Source organism: Paraburkholderia sp. GAS348 (assembly GCF_050434205.1).
Classification (GTDB): domain Bacteria; phylum Pseudomonadota; class Gammaproteobacteria; order Burkholderiales; family Burkholderiaceae; genus Paraburkholderia.
The window spans coordinates 62483-74939 of the sequence record NZ_JBNPVT010000025.1 but is presented as its reverse complement, the minus strand read 5'-3'; the positions used below and the strand labels follow the sequence as shown (position 1 = coordinate 74939).

Sequence of the window (12457 nt, the reverse complement as noted above, 5' to 3'; positions counted from 1 at the left end):
TACCGAACCAGCACCGCGTTGCATCACATCACAACCACCCGGCACCGCTTCGTTCTGCGTCGCTGCATCAGCAGCAGAGAAACGAGATTATGAAGGCTCTTTTTCGTTTCGTCAACAACATTTTTCGCTTTCGCTTAAAACCTTGTTGACGTCACGGCCGCTGGTTTCTGCCGCGGCCCTCGTTCGCAAACGAGGAGGCGAACTATAGGCGAACATCAGCCATGTGACAAGTGTTTGAAGAAAATCTTTTTTGCGGCTCACTTCCGGGTTGAATTCACCAAAGCAGCCACCGGAACCGCTTCGGCCATTGCGGTGTATCCGGCGTCGCTGGGATGGATATGATCGCCACTGTCAAAGGTGCGCTGCAGGCGACTCGGGTGCGCCGGGTCGCGTAGTGCTGCGTCGAAATCTACGACGCCGTCGAAAGCGCGGCTGGTTCGAATCCACTGGTTGACCGCAAGCCGGATCGCCTCTCGGGGCGCCGGCAGCGAGGCAGGCGTCAACGTCGCGCCGAACACCTTCACGCCACGGTGCCGTGCATCTGCAATCACCCGCTGGTACCCGGCGATCAGATCGGCGGCTGTCACCGAGGTGTGTGGGGAGTCGCAGTCGAGGCCGCTACGAGCTGGCATCTCTGCAAAATTGATGTCGTTGATTCCGATCAGCAGAATCGCCGTCTTGACACCCGGGCGTTCCAGCACGTCCCGGTCGAAACGCCGGACGAGTGCGTCGCCGTAGCAGAGTGAGTCGCTCAACAAACGATTGCCGCTGATGCCAAGATTGACGATAGCCGTCGAGTGGTCTCCGGTGCCGGCGAACCGACGAGCCAGCGCGTCCGGCCAGCGTCGATTCTGATTCAGGCTGGAGCGCATGCCGTCGGTGATCGAGTCGCCGATCGCGGCGATGGCAACCGATGAAGGCGCGTCCACCGACAAGCCAGTCACCCACACATATTGCGTGAACCGGCCGCGAAACGATTCAGCGGAAGTATCGGCCGTGTGATTACCCGGTACGGAAACGTAATTCAACTGACTCGATACCCGATGCCACGCCACGATCCGCTGTTCCGGCCCCGTGAACGCACTGAGCGTATACGGCGCACCTTCAACGATGTCGATAGCAACCGGGTCGCTATCCAACTCCGCGCCCGCCGGCACGCTCACCGAACTCTTGCCGCCGAACGTCACGCGCGCCTCGCCATTGCCTAGCGCCGCCGCCCCACCGGCCGAGCGCGCGATGCGCAAATCCTCGATGACGAGCGCCGTCTTCCCGTACTCATTACTGAGATGGACTCGTGCGGATTTACCTGACAGCGTGGGATAGACGATCTGACGAACGGTGCGCCCTGCTACCTCCGGGGCGCGATATAAGGGCGGCAAATCCGATCGTTGCGGGATGGGTTGCAACGCCGTCGCCCACGCAGTAACCCAGTGCGCCGGGGCGTCGGCGGCAAAAACGGTCGAGGAAACGGCAAATTGGCAAAGCAGCGCCGCGCCACATGCGGCAGCCAGGGTGCTAATGGTCATTCGGGTGGTCAGTTCGATGCGAAACGTGCATTGTGCCCGATCGCCATGGCCATCGCGGCCGAGTGGGCGAGTGGGCGAGTGGGCGAGTGGGCGAGTGGGCGAGTGGGCGAGTGGGCGAGTGGGCGAGTGGGCGAGTGGGCGAGTGGGCGAGTGGGCGAGCGCTATCGTACGATCACCCGCGCCTCGTATCAAGGCTGCGGCACCGACCGTACCGCAAGCGGGGGCACGGGTATTCGGTGGATCGCGCGGCGCCGGACGTATTCGGCTCGCCTGGCACTAGAGCCCCCACCCGGGGCCCTAGACGCAACGTCTGCGAAGCAGCCATCGGCCGAGGATGCACAGCGTCTCGCCCATATCAGGCCGCCTGCGCCACCGCCATTCGGTGTGAGCGCAAACGCATTATTCGTCATACCGCCACCGACGCCCCGCTCATCTTCAATGCAAGCGCTTCGGCCACCTCGATCCCGTCGATGGCTGCCGAGTAGATTCCGCCGGCATACCCCGCGCCCTCACCGGCCGGATACAAGCCCTCGACATTCATGCTCTGATAGTCGTCCCGGCGCCGCACGCGAATCGGTGACGACGTTCTCGTCTCGACGCCTGTCAGCACGGCGTCATGCATGGCAAACCCGGCGATTTTCTTGTCCATCTGCGGCAACGCTTCGCGGATCGCCTCGATCACGTAGTCGGGCAGCGCCGTGCTGAGATCGGTCGGATGCACGCCCGGCTTGTAGGACGGCACCACCGACCCCAGCGACGTAGACGGTCGCCCAGCGATAAAGTCGCCGACCAGTTGCCCCGGCGCCATATAGTTGCCGCCGCCCAGTTCGAACGCCCGCTCTTCCCATTTACGCTGGAAGGCGATGCCGGCAAGCGGCCCGCCCGGATAGTCGTCCGGCGTGATGCCGACGACAATCCCGGCGTTGGCATTGCGTTCCGCCCGTGAGTACTGGCTCATGCCGTTGGTCACCACGCGGCCCGGCTCGGAAGTCGCCGCGACCACCGTGCCGCCCGGACACATGCAGAAGCTATAAACCGCACGCCCATTGCTGCAGTGATGCACCACCTTATAGTCAGCGGCGCCGAGTTGCTTGTGTCCCGCGAACTTGCCGAAACGACTGCGATCGATCAACCCTTGCGGATGTTCGATCCGGAAACCGAGCGAAAAAGGCTTGGCTTCGATATAGACGCCGCGGTCGTTCAGCATCTGGAAGGTATCGCGCGCGCTATGGCCGACCGCCAGCACCACGTGGTCGCAGCGCAAATGTTCGCCCGTCGACAGTTTGAGCCCGCGCACCTTGCCCTGATCGATTTCAATATCGTCGACCCGCGTCTCGAAACGCACTTCGCCGCCCAACTCGTGAATGGTCGCGCGCATCTTTTCGACCATGCTGACAAGGCGGAACGTGCCGATATGGGGGCGGCTCAGATAAAGAATGTCCTCCGGCGCACCCGCGCGGACGAACTCATCGAGCACCTTGCGGCCGTAGTGCTTCGGATCCTTGATCTGACTATAAAGCTTGCCGTCCGAGAAGGTACCCGCGCCGCCTTCGCCGAACTGCACGTTCGATTCAGGATTGAGCACCGACTTGCGCCACAGGCCGAAAGTATCTTTAGTGCGCTCGCGCACGGCCTTGCCGCGCTCGAGAATGATCGGACGAAAGCCCATTTGGGCAAGGATCAGCCCGGCAAACAGGCCGCACGGCCCCATGCCGATCACGACCGGGCGCGGGGAGGTCATCTGCGCCGGTGCTTTGGCGACAAAACGGTACGTCATGTCCGGCGTCACGCCGCAGTGCGGCACGTCGGCGAGCCGCCTGAGCGCGGCCGCTTCATCTTTGACTTCAACGTCGGCGATATAAGTGAGCTTGATGTCGGTGCGCTTGCGCGCGTCGTGTGCGCGGCGGAACACGGTGTATCGGACGAGCCCGTCGTCGCCCACGCCGAGCTCAGCGAGGCGCGCGCGGACGGCGGCTTCGAGAACGCTCTCGGGATGATCGAGCGGGAGTTTGATTTCGCTTAGACGTAACATGAGTACCGGGGGATGCAGGAAGGCCGCAAATCGCAGCCAATTCGCAATTTTATAGGTTAAGTGTTGGCGCGGGGCGGCAGTGCATGTGAAACGCCCTCGACGGCGCTCCTTCCTTCCCCTATCGATAGCCGCGGTCCGTCTCAAAAAATTTATTAACCGACCGGTCGGTTGGTTTATACTGCGCAAATACAGACAACTTCCGCTGAGAGCGTCCCCATGTACACGCAATCCCTGGATATCCCCGGCAATGTTGCCCCGCTCGACGCGGCAGCGGGTTCGCCCGAACAGGCGCAATTCGATGCGGTCATGACCGCCGACGGCAAGATCGAGGCGCAGGACTGGATGCCTGACGCTTACCGCAAGACGCTGGTGCGGCAAATCTCGCAGCACGCGCATTCGGAGATCGTCGGCATGCTGCCAGAAGGCAACTGGATCACACGCGCACCCAGCCTGAAGCGCAAGGCGATCCTGCTGGCCAAAGTGCAGGATGAAGCCGGCCACGGTCTCTATCTATATAGCGCGGCCGAAACGCTCGGCGTGTCGCGCGATCAGTTGATCGCTGCGCTGCACTCGGGCAAAGCCAAATATTCGAGCATCTTCAATTACCCGACGCCCACGTGGGCGGACGTCGGCGTGATCGGCTGGCTGGTGGACGGCGCGGCAATCATGAACCAGATTCCGCTGTGCCGCTGCACTTACGGCCCGTACGCACGCGCAATGATCCGTATCTGCAAGGAAGAGTCGTTCCATCAGCGCCAAGGCTTCGACGCGCTGATGTCGATGATGAGCGGCACCGAAGCGCAACGCGAATTGGTCCAGCAAGCCGTGAACCGCTGGTGGTGGCCGGTGCTGATGATGTTCGGACCGAGCGACAAAGACTCGATCCACAGCAACCAGTCGTCGAAATGGGGCATCAAACGCATCTCGAACGACGATCTGCGCCAGAAATTCGTCGACGCCACCGTCGACCAGGCCAAGGTGCTCGGCGTCACGCTGCCGGACCCGGATCTGAAGTGGAACGAAGCCCGTGGCCACCACGACTATGGCGATATCGACTGGGAAGAATTCTGGCGCGTCGTGAATGGCGACGGCCCCTGCAACCGCGAACGTCTCGCGACTCGCGTGAAGGCGCACGACGAAGGCGCCTGGGTGCGCGAAGCCGCCCTCGCCCACGCCGAAAAGCAACGCCAGCGCGCGCAACAGCACGCCGCTTAACTCACGCGGCAAGCCGAACAAAGTATCAGGAGATCAGCGATGAACAAGGAATGGCCGATTTGGGAAGTCTTCGTGCGCAGCAAGCAGGGACTCGACCATAAACACTGCGGCAGCCTGCATGCCGCCGACGCGCCGATGGCGCTGCGCATGGCCCGCGACGTCTACACGCGCCGCCAGGAAGGCGTGAGCATCTGGGTGGTGCCGTCGTCGGCGATCACGGCGTCCGCGCCGGAAGACAAGGCGGAGCTGTTCGAACCGGCTGGCGACAAGATTTACCGCCATCCGACGTTCTATACGCTCCCCGACGAAGTCAACCACATGTAAGCGCGGCCATGAACATTACGCCCCAACATCTGCAGTACGTGCTGCGCCTCGCGGACACCGCGCTGATCCTCGGTCAGCGCAATACCGAGTGGTGCGGTCACGGCCCGATTCTCGAAGAGGACATCGCGCTGTCGAACATGAGTCTGGATCTGATCGGTCAGGCCCGCCTGTTGTATACGCACGCCGCCTCGCTGGAACAGCAACTCACCGGCAAAAACCGCACGGAAGACGACTACGCCTACTTCCGCGCCGAACGTGAGTTCGCCAACTACACGCTGGCCGAGTTGCCGCATTACGGCCCGCTAGCCGGTACCGCGCAAGCCGAGAAGGACTACGCGGTCACGATCGTGCGCAATTTCCTGTACGCGACGCTGATGGCGCATCTTTGGTCGGCGCTCACTACGTCGAAGGATGAACAGCTGGCAGCGATCGCCTCGAAGTCGATCAAGGAAGCCAGCTATCACGTGCACCACGCGAGCGAATGGCTGATCCGTTTCGGCGACGGCACCGACGAGTCACATCGCCGTGCTCAAGCCGCACTCGACTATCTGCTGCCATACACGCGCGAGTTTTTCAGTGCCGACGCCGTGGAGGAGACCATCGCCGCCGCCGGTATCGGGCCGATGACGTCGGATCTCGAAGGAGCATGGCTCGAAGACGTACAGGCCACGCTCGATAAAGCCACGCTCAAGCTGCCCGAAGCCGTCAAGCACATCACGACTGGCAAGCACGGCGAGCACTCGGAACACATGGGTTTTGTGCTGGCCGAAATGCAAAGCCTCGCGCGCCAGCATCCCGGCGCCACCTGGTAAGCGCACAACCGGAACCCGACGGAACTTCACGATGACGATGACGACCTCGACTGCCATGCTCACCGCCAACGCCACGCTCGAACGCGCGTGGGCCGTGCTCGAAACGGTGCCCGATCCGGAGATTCCGGTGGTGTCGATTCGGGAACTCGGCATTCTGCGCGACGTGCGGCGCGCCGCCGACGGCACGCTCGAAGTCGTGATCACGCCGACCTATTCCGGTTGCCCGGCAATGTCGCAGATCGCCGAAGACGTCGCGCATGCGCTCGACGCGGCCGATCTGAAGCCATATCGGATCGCCACGGTCCTCGCACCGGCCTGGACCACCGACTGGATGACCGCCGACGCGCGTGAAAAGCTGCGCGCCTACGGCATCGCGCCGCCGACGGGCAATTGCGGCTCCGCCGCGCCGTCGCAGGAAAAAGTGCTGCGTTTCATGCCGCGCGCGCTGCCGGCGCCGTCGTGCCCCCGTTGCGGCTCGGCGCATACCGAGCGCCTCGCGCAATTCGGCTCGACGGCCTGCAAGGCGCTGTACCGCTGCATCGACTGCCGCGAACCCTTCGACTACTTCAAACCATACTGATATGGCTACCCCGCAATTTCATCCGCTGCGCATCCGCGAAGTGCGGCCCGAAACCGCCGACGCGGTCTCGGTTGCCTTCGAAGTCCCTGCCGAACTACGCGATCAATACCGCTTCATGCAGGGTCAGTTCGTCACGCTGAAAACGCACATCGACGGTGAGGAAACGCGCCGTTCGTATTCGATCTGCGTCGGCGTCACCGATTACGATCGCGACGGCGAATTGCGCATCGGCATCAAGCGCGTGCGCGGCGGGCGTTTCTCGAACTTCGCGTTCGACACGCTGCAGCCCGGCCACACCATTGACGTGATGACGCCGGACGGCCGCTTCTTCACCCATCTGAATGCCGACCAGGGTCAGCAATACCTCGCGTTTTCCGGCGGCTCGGGCATCACACCGGTGCTCGCGATCATCAAGACCACGCTCGAAGTCGAGCCACGCAGCACTTTCACGCTGGTGTACGGCAACCGCAGCGTCGATCAGATCATGTTCGCGGAAGAACTCGAGGATCTGAAGAACCGCTTCATGAACCGCTTCGTGCTCTATCACGTGCTGTCCGACGACCTGCAAGACGTCGAGCTGTTCAACGGCGTGCTCGACCAGGAGAAGTGCGCCGCCTTCATCGAAAATCTGCTGCCGGCCGACGCAATCGACGAAGCCTTCATCTGCGGCCCCGCACCGATGATGGATGCCGCCGAGGCTGCGCTGAAAGCAGCGGGCGTGCCTTCGGCAAAAGTGCATGTTGAGCGCTTCGGTTCGCCGCTGCCGCAAGCGGGCGTGCCGCCGGTCGAAATCACCGACGACACCCCGGCCGCCGACCTCGAAATCGTCCTCGACGGGAAAAGGCGCAAGCTGCGCCTGCCGTATCAGGGCGTGAGCGTGCTCGACGTCGGCTTGCGTGCCGGTCTCGCGTTGCCGTACGCGTGCAAGGGCGGCGTCTGCTGCACTTGTCGCGCGAAGGTGCTGGAAGGCGAGGTCAAGATGGAAAAGAACTACACGCTGGAAGAACACGAAATCCGCGACGGTTACGTGCTGACCTGCCAATGCCATCCAATCAGCGATCGCGTGGTGGTGAGTTACGACGAGCGCTGAGCCGAACGCATCCGGCAGCCACGCGGCGCCCGGAACGCTTTCAGCAGGTCCGCGATCCGCTTACACTAGGGGCCGCTCGCGATCGGACGCCTGTCCCGGTCGATGAGCGGCCCCTTTTGCTATTTGCGTTTTTTGCCAGCCCAAGCCACTGCCGATGAGCACCATCCACCTCACCAACGGCGATGTCGCCGCCGAGTCACTGCGCGCCGCGCTAGCCGAGGCGGGCCGCGACGATCGCGTGCACGCACTGCGCGACGATCTGGCGGTCGGTCCGCTGCGCGGTATCGATGACGGACCCGACGTGCGAGCAGAATTCTGGGACCGTGTCAGCACGGACCGCCGGCGCGATTTTCTTCGGGAATTCCGCGAGCAGGCGGCCACGCTGGAGAACATCGCACGCGGTGCCGCGAACGTGGTGGTCTGGCACGGCGAAAGCGCAGCCGATCAATTGATGCTGCGCCGCGTCAGCTACCACCTGCGCAACAGCCCGCAACGGCTGAATGAAGTGCGTCTGTCGATTCACGACCTCACCGATCCGGACGCATGGGCGCACAGTCGCAAAGATCGCGCGACATCCGTCGGCATGTTCGCGCCGGCTGTACTGCAAGGGCGCCTGCCGGACGCGGCGCCGATTTCGGTTCTGCGCATCAGCCGGCTTGCGCTCGAATGGCAGGAGGCCAAACACGCGAACGGCGAGACACGGCGCTGGCGCGACAACACTTTCACGAACGGCAGCTTCGCCGATCTGGACGCACTGATTCTCGAACAGGCCATCGGCGACTGGCAACCTGCCGCGCGTGTTGCCGCCGAACTGATGACCGCCGACCTCTGCTATCTGGTGAGCGACAGCATCGTGCTGTGGCGCTTTCGCGAACTGGCCGCAACACGCCGCATCAAGCTGCGCGGCGACGCGAGCGCATGGCGCACGCTGGAGCTCTGCGCGGCACTTGCACCCTGTCCACACTAATAAAACAGACGACCATGGCACGCACCCGAGCCCCCGACCACGAAACCCAGCGCGACCAGATTCTCGAACTAGCCGCGGCGAAATTCGCGCAGACCAGCTACCCGAGCACCTCGATGGCCGACCTCGCCGCCGCGAGCGGCACCTCGAAAGCGCGCCTGTACCACTACTACGCGAGCAAGGAAGCGATCCTGTTCGATCTGCTGGACCGCTACACCAAACGGCTGATGCTGATCATCGCCGAGGTGGAGGGAGCGAGCCAACGTCGCGGGTTGTCCGAGCGGGAAACCTTCGCGGAGCTGATCCGCGCATTTCTGTCCGAGTATGAGACGTCGCACAGCCGTCACGTCGCGCTCCTGAACGACGTGAAGTATCTGGTCGACGCCCAGCGCGAGATCATCCTGAACCGCCAGCGCGACGTGGTCGCGGCGTTTGCGCGGCAGTTGGCGCGCGCTTATCCGGAACGCGCCACGCGCGAAAACCAGACCGCCCTCACGATGATGGTGTTCGGAATGATCAACTGGACATTCACCTGGCTCAAGCCGGACGGCCGAATGGGCTACCGGGAATTTGCCGAGCAGGTGGTCAATATGGTGGACCATGGATTGAGCTCCGCCGAAGGCTGATTGCGCACGGCAGCATTGTTCAGAGGGAATAGTGGGCGCCTGCCGCCTCGGCCGCAACATCTTGTCACGAACGCTTGCTCAATTTATTTTTCCTTAATAATCAATACATTAAAAATAGGGCGCTAGATTTTTAGGCGTTCCCCTCAGTTTTGATACGGGTTTTCCCTAGTATCAGGTCGGCATTTCCGCTAAAATCGTTTTTGCGGTGCACCATGCCGCTTGATTAAAGGAGAACCTGACCATGAACATGAACATGATTACACCCCGCGCCGCTGAGCCGATCGTCGCGCACGATCGCCTGTTGCAGCCAGGCGGTCGTGCGCCTGCTCTGGTCCGCGAACTCACCGCTATCGATCGCGAACGGCTGCTGACCCACTTCCTCTCGCTCGACGAAGACGACCGCCTTTTGCGCTTTGGCCAGATCGTGCCGGACCACGTCATTGAAAATTACGTCCGCGCGATCGATTTCACGCGCGACACGGTCTTCGGCGTATTCGATAGTCAATTGCAACTCATCGGCGTCGGCCATCTGGCGTATTTGCCGGTCGAAGGCAACAAGCGCACTGCCGAGTTCGGCGTTTCGGTGCTGGAAAGCGCTCGTGGGCAAGGTATTGGCTCGAAGCTCTTCGAGCGTGCCGCCATCCGCAGCCGGAATACGCATGTCACCATGCTCTACATGCACTGCCTGTCGCGCAATTCGACCATGATGCACATCGCGAAGAAGGCCGGCATGAAGATCGAATACTCGTACGGCGAAGCAGACGCCTATCTGACGCTGCCGCCGGCGGATCAAACAAGCATCATCGCCGAAATGCTGCAGGAGCAAGCCGCGGTGTTCGATTACGCACTCAAGCGCCAGGCGCGTCAGGCGTCGAGACTGTTCGAATCGTTCTTGCCGACAGCTGAGGCCGCTTAACCGGTCCGCGCTTCGGCGAAACAAAAAGGGCGGCCTTGTTGGCTGCCCTTTTTGTTTGTCTGCCGCTTGACCGCGGCCCGGCGCTCACAAAATCGGCAGTGCCGTTGTCTCTTTGAACTTCTCGAGCGAAAAGCTCGTCTTCACGTCGATGACAGAGGGATGGTGCAGCAACTGGTCCTGCACGAAACGTGAAAAGTGCGCCATATCCTCGACCTGCACACGCAGCAGGTAATCCATGTCGCCCGTCATCGCGTGACATGCGACCACTTCCGGCCACGTCTGCACCGCCGCGCGGAACAGATCGGCGTGCGTGGTGTCGCCGCGCGGACTGAGCGCCGGACCGCTGCGCTTTTCCAGCCGCACGTTGACGTAAGCAAGCAGATCGAGCCCAAGCTTTTGCGCATCGAGCAGCGCGACATAGCCGCGAATCACCCCGCTCTCCTCCAGCCGACGGATACGCCGCAAACAGGGGCTCGGCGACAGATTGATGCGCTCGGCGATCTCCTGATTCGATAGCCGGCCATTCTCCTGAAGGATCGCCAGAATGCGTCTGTCGATGGCGTCTATCTCTATTTTGGCCATTTTCTGTCGTCCATGTGAGAAAACAAGCCAGGAAATAGCGCCAGCGTATCGACATGCGATTAACTTCGCAAGTTTTCGTCGCCGGCCGGCCTTTACACTTGCGTCATTCAGTCGCGCTAACTTGCACACCCCGCGTCAGCGCTTGGCTTTGTATGGGACCGGAGTAAGCGCTGAAGCGCTAACTCCGGTCGACAACTTTGTATGGGACCGGAGTAAGCGCTGAAGCGCTAACTCCGGTCGACACAGGAGACAGACAATGCAGGTTTCAACTTGGGAGAATCCGGTCGGCACCGACGGCTTCGAATTCATCGAATACACCGCACCGGATCCGAAGGCGCTCGGCAAGCTGTTCGAACAGATGGGCTTCACCGCCGTCGCCCGGCATCGTCACAAAGACGTGACGCTGTATCGCCAGGGCGAAATCAACTTCATCGTCAACGGGGAACAGCATTCGTTCGCGCAACGTTTCACGCGCCTGCACGGCCCGTCGATCTGCGCGATCGCCTTCCGCGTGCAGGACGCGGCGAAGGCTTACCAGCAGGCTCTGGAAAAAGGCGCCTGGGGCTTCGACAACAAGACCGGCCCGATGGAACTGAACATCCCGGCGATCAAGGGTATTGGCGACTCGCTGATCTATTTCGTCGACCGCTGGCGCGGCAAGAACGGCGCTGAGCCAGGCAGCATTGGCAACATCGACATTTATGACGTCGACTTCGAGCCGATTCCCGGCGCCAATCCTAACCCGGTCGGCCACGGCCTGACCTACATCGATCACCTCACGCACAACGTCCATCGCGGCCGCATGCAGGAATGGGCGGAGTTCTACGAGCGTCTGTTCAATTTCCGGGAAGTGCGTTACTTCGACATCGAAGGCAAGGTGACCGGCGTGAAATCGAAGGCAATGACCTCGCCGTGCGGAAAGATCCGCATTCCGATCAATGAGGAAGGTTCTGACGTGCCCGGCCAGATTCAGGAATATCTGGACGAGTACCACGGCGAAGGCATCCAGCACATCGCGCTGGGCAGCAACGACATCTACCGCACCGTGGACGGTTTGCGCGCGGCGAACATCTCGTTGCTCGATACGATCGACACGTACTATGAACTGGTCGATCGCCGTGTGCCGAACCACGGCGAACCGCTCGATGAATTGCGTAAGCGCAAGATTCTGATCGACGGCGCGCCCGACGACTTGCTGCTGCAGATATTCACCGAAAACCAGATCGGACCGATCTTCTTCGAGATCATCCAGCGCAAGGGCAATCAGGGGTTCGGCGAGGGCAATTTCAAGGCGCTGTTCGAATCGATCGAGCTAGACCAGATTCGCCGCGGCGTGGTTCAGGACAAGGCCTAACGATTAAAGGCCGGCACGGAATCTGGGAGAGATAAAAAAGGGCGAGGATCTTGCGATCCTCGCCCTTCGTCGTCTATGCCGTTGGCCGAAGCCCGGACAACGGCTGATTGTCAACTGATGCGCCGCTTCAGCAACGCATCACGAATTCGGGTCTTCCTTGTCGGCCTTTGTGGATCGTGCGAGACGCTCCGCCGCAATGCGTGCGGGCGCGACTTGCGCCATGCTGGTGATCGCATTCGACAACGCCCCTGCGCTGCTCGAGCTTGAGTTCGAGCGCACCGGCGTGCTCATGGCAAAGAATGCGGCCGAAACCATCAGGAAAGTCTGGATGTTTCTCGTGTTCATGCGTACTCCTTTTCTAACTGCCCTGCTGTCCTGAAGCTCCACCGAATGCAGAGCGTTGCGCAGACATTGCTCGCAGGTGGGGGTTAGACAG

Annotated in this window: 13 protein-coding genes; 9 read left to right on the top strand and 4 right to left on the bottom strand. The window is 61.7% G+C overall.

Translation table 11 applies throughout. From position 1 onward, the window contains the following. Window positions 1-257: 257 nt before the first annotated feature. Window positions 258-1526, bottom strand: a complete 1269-nt coding sequence (locus tag P3T22_RS28645; RefSeq protein ID WP_429326779.1) for an SGNH/GDSL hydrolase family protein — start codon at window positions 1524-1526, stop codon at window positions 258-260. A 406-nt stretch (window positions 1527-1932) separates the two neighbouring features. Further along, window positions 1933-3558, bottom strand: coding sequence for an NAD(P)/FAD-dependent oxidoreductase (locus P3T22_RS28640; protein ID WP_429326778.1), 1626 nt, complete (start codon window positions 3556-3558; stop codon window positions 1933-1935). Between the two features lie 216 nt (window positions 3559-3774). On the opposite strand from P3T22_RS28640, the gene paaA reads away from it, so the two are divergent. The 8 genes from paaA (at window position 3775) to P3T22_RS28600 (ending at window position 10085) form a co-directional block, all read left to right on the top strand. Next, window positions 3775-4773, top strand: a complete 999-nt coding sequence (gene paaA, locus P3T22_RS28635) for a 1,2-phenylacetyl-CoA epoxidase subunit PaaA (protein WP_429326777.1) — start codon at window positions 3775-3777, stop codon at window positions 4771-4773. Between the two features lie 39 nt (window positions 4774-4812). Then, window positions 4813-5097, top strand: coding sequence for a 1,2-phenylacetyl-CoA epoxidase subunit PaaB (gene paaB / locus P3T22_RS28630; RefSeq protein WP_007179854.1), 285 nt, complete (start codon window positions 4813-4815; stop codon window positions 5095-5097). Between the two features lie 8 nt (window positions 5098-5105). Next, window positions 5106-5909, top strand: a complete 804-nt coding sequence (gene paaC, locus P3T22_RS28625) for a 1,2-phenylacetyl-CoA epoxidase subunit PaaC (RefSeq protein WP_429326776.1) — start codon at window positions 5106-5108, stop codon at window positions 5907-5909. A 37-nt stretch (window positions 5910-5946) separates the two neighbouring features. Continuing rightward, window positions 5947-6489, top strand: a complete 543-nt coding sequence (paaD, locus tag P3T22_RS28620) for a 1,2-phenylacetyl-CoA epoxidase subunit PaaD (RefSeq protein WP_063498110.1) — start codon at window positions 5947-5949, stop codon at window positions 6487-6489. A gap of 1 nt (window position 6490) precedes the next feature. Then, window positions 6491-7579, top strand: a complete 1089-nt coding sequence (paaE, locus tag P3T22_RS28615) for a 1,2-phenylacetyl-CoA epoxidase subunit PaaE (protein WP_063497545.1) — start codon at window positions 6491-6493, stop codon at window positions 7577-7579. Between the two features lie 154 nt (window positions 7580-7733). After that, on the top strand, window positions 7734-8546 hold the full coding sequence (locus P3T22_RS28610) for a DUF1835 domain-containing protein (protein ID WP_063497546.1): 813 nt from the start codon (window positions 7734-7736) through the stop codon (window positions 8544-8546). Between the two features lie 14 nt (window positions 8547-8560). Then, on the top strand, window positions 8561-9169 hold the full coding sequence (locus tag P3T22_RS28605; protein ID WP_063497547.1) for a TetR/AcrR family transcriptional regulator: 609 nt from the start codon (window positions 8561-8563) through the stop codon (window positions 9167-9169). Window positions 9170-9416: 247 nt separating this feature from the next. After that, complete coding sequence (locus P3T22_RS28600) at window positions 9417-10085, top strand: GNAT family N-acetyltransferase (RefSeq protein ID WP_063498111.1); 669 nt, start codon at window positions 9417-9419, stop codon at window positions 10083-10085. 84 nt (window positions 10086-10169) lie between these two features. Here the strand turns inward: P3T22_RS28600 and P3T22_RS28595 are convergent, their stop codons facing one another. Further along, a complete protein-coding gene (locus P3T22_RS28595) occupies window positions 10170-10667 on the bottom strand; it encodes an Lrp/AsnC family transcriptional regulator (RefSeq protein WP_429326775.1) in 498 nt (165 codons plus the stop codon). Window positions 10668-10923: 256 nt separating this feature from the next. Between P3T22_RS28595 and hppD the strand changes: the two genes are divergently transcribed. Next, the gene (gene hppD / locus P3T22_RS28590) at window positions 10924-12021 is read left to right on the top strand and encodes a 4-hydroxyphenylpyruvate dioxygenase (protein ID WP_063497549.1); all 1098 of its coding nucleotides are present in this window, start codon (window positions 10924-10926) and stop codon (window positions 12019-12021) included. A gap of 138 nt (window positions 12022-12159) precedes the next feature. Here hppD and P3T22_RS28585 read toward each other — a convergent pair whose 3' ends face one another. After that, window positions 12160-12366 carry a hypothetical protein gene (locus P3T22_RS28585; RefSeq protein WP_429326774.1) on the bottom strand — a complete coding sequence of 69 codons (207 nt, stop codon included), beginning with the start codon at window positions 12364-12366 and terminating at the stop codon, window positions 12160-12162. Window positions 12367-12457: the final 91 nt, after the last annotated feature.

What these genes read in the sequence shown, in the direction of transcription:
- P3T22_RS28645 (WP_429326779.1), bottom strand. Translation starts at nt 1,526, where the DNA reads ATGACCATTAGCACCCTGGCTGCCGCATGTGGCGCGGCGCTGCTTTGC.
- paaE (WP_063497545.1), top strand. Translation starts at nt 6,491, where the DNA reads ATGGCTACCCCGCAATTTCATCCGCTGCGCATCCGCGAAGTGCGGCCC.
- P3T22_RS28600 (WP_063498111.1), top strand. Translation starts at nt 9,417, where the DNA reads ATGAACATGATTACACCCCGCGCCGCTGAGCCGATCGTCGCGCACGAT.
- hppD (WP_063497549.1), top strand. Translation starts at nt 10,924, where the DNA reads ATGCAGGTTTCAACTTGGGAGAATCCGGTCGGCACCGACGGCTTCGAA.
- paaA (WP_429326777.1), top strand. Translation starts at nt 3,775, where the DNA reads ATGTACACGCAATCCCTGGATATCCCCGGCAATGTTGCCCCGCTCGAC.
- P3T22_RS28610 (WP_063497546.1), top strand. Translation starts at nt 7,734, where the DNA reads ATGAGCACCATCCACCTCACCAACGGCGATGTCGCCGCCGAGTCACTG.
- paaD (WP_063498110.1), top strand. Translation starts at nt 5,947, where the DNA reads ATGACGACCTCGACTGCCATGCTCACCGCCAACGCCACGCTCGAACGC.
- P3T22_RS28605 (WP_063497547.1), top strand. Translation starts at nt 8,561, where the DNA reads ATGGCACGCACCCGAGCCCCCGACCACGAAACCCAGCGCGACCAGATT.
- P3T22_RS28595 (WP_429326775.1), bottom strand. Translation starts at nt 10,667, where the DNA reads ATGGCCAAAATAGAGATAGACGCCATCGACAGACGCATTCTGGCGATC.
- P3T22_RS28585 (WP_429326774.1), bottom strand. Translation starts at nt 12,366, where the DNA reads ATGAACACGAGAAACATCCAGACTTTCCTGATGGTTTCGGCCGCATTC.
- paaB (WP_007179854.1), top strand. Translation starts at nt 4,813, where the DNA reads ATGAACAAGGAATGGCCGATTTGGGAAGTCTTCGTGCGCAGCAAGCAG.
- P3T22_RS28640 (WP_429326778.1), bottom strand. Translation starts at nt 3,558, where the DNA reads ATGTTACGTCTAAGCGAAATCAAACTCCCGCTCGATCATCCCGAGAGC.
- paaC (WP_429326776.1), top strand. Translation starts at nt 5,106, where the DNA reads ATGAACATTACGCCCCAACATCTGCAGTACGTGCTGCGCCTCGCGGAC.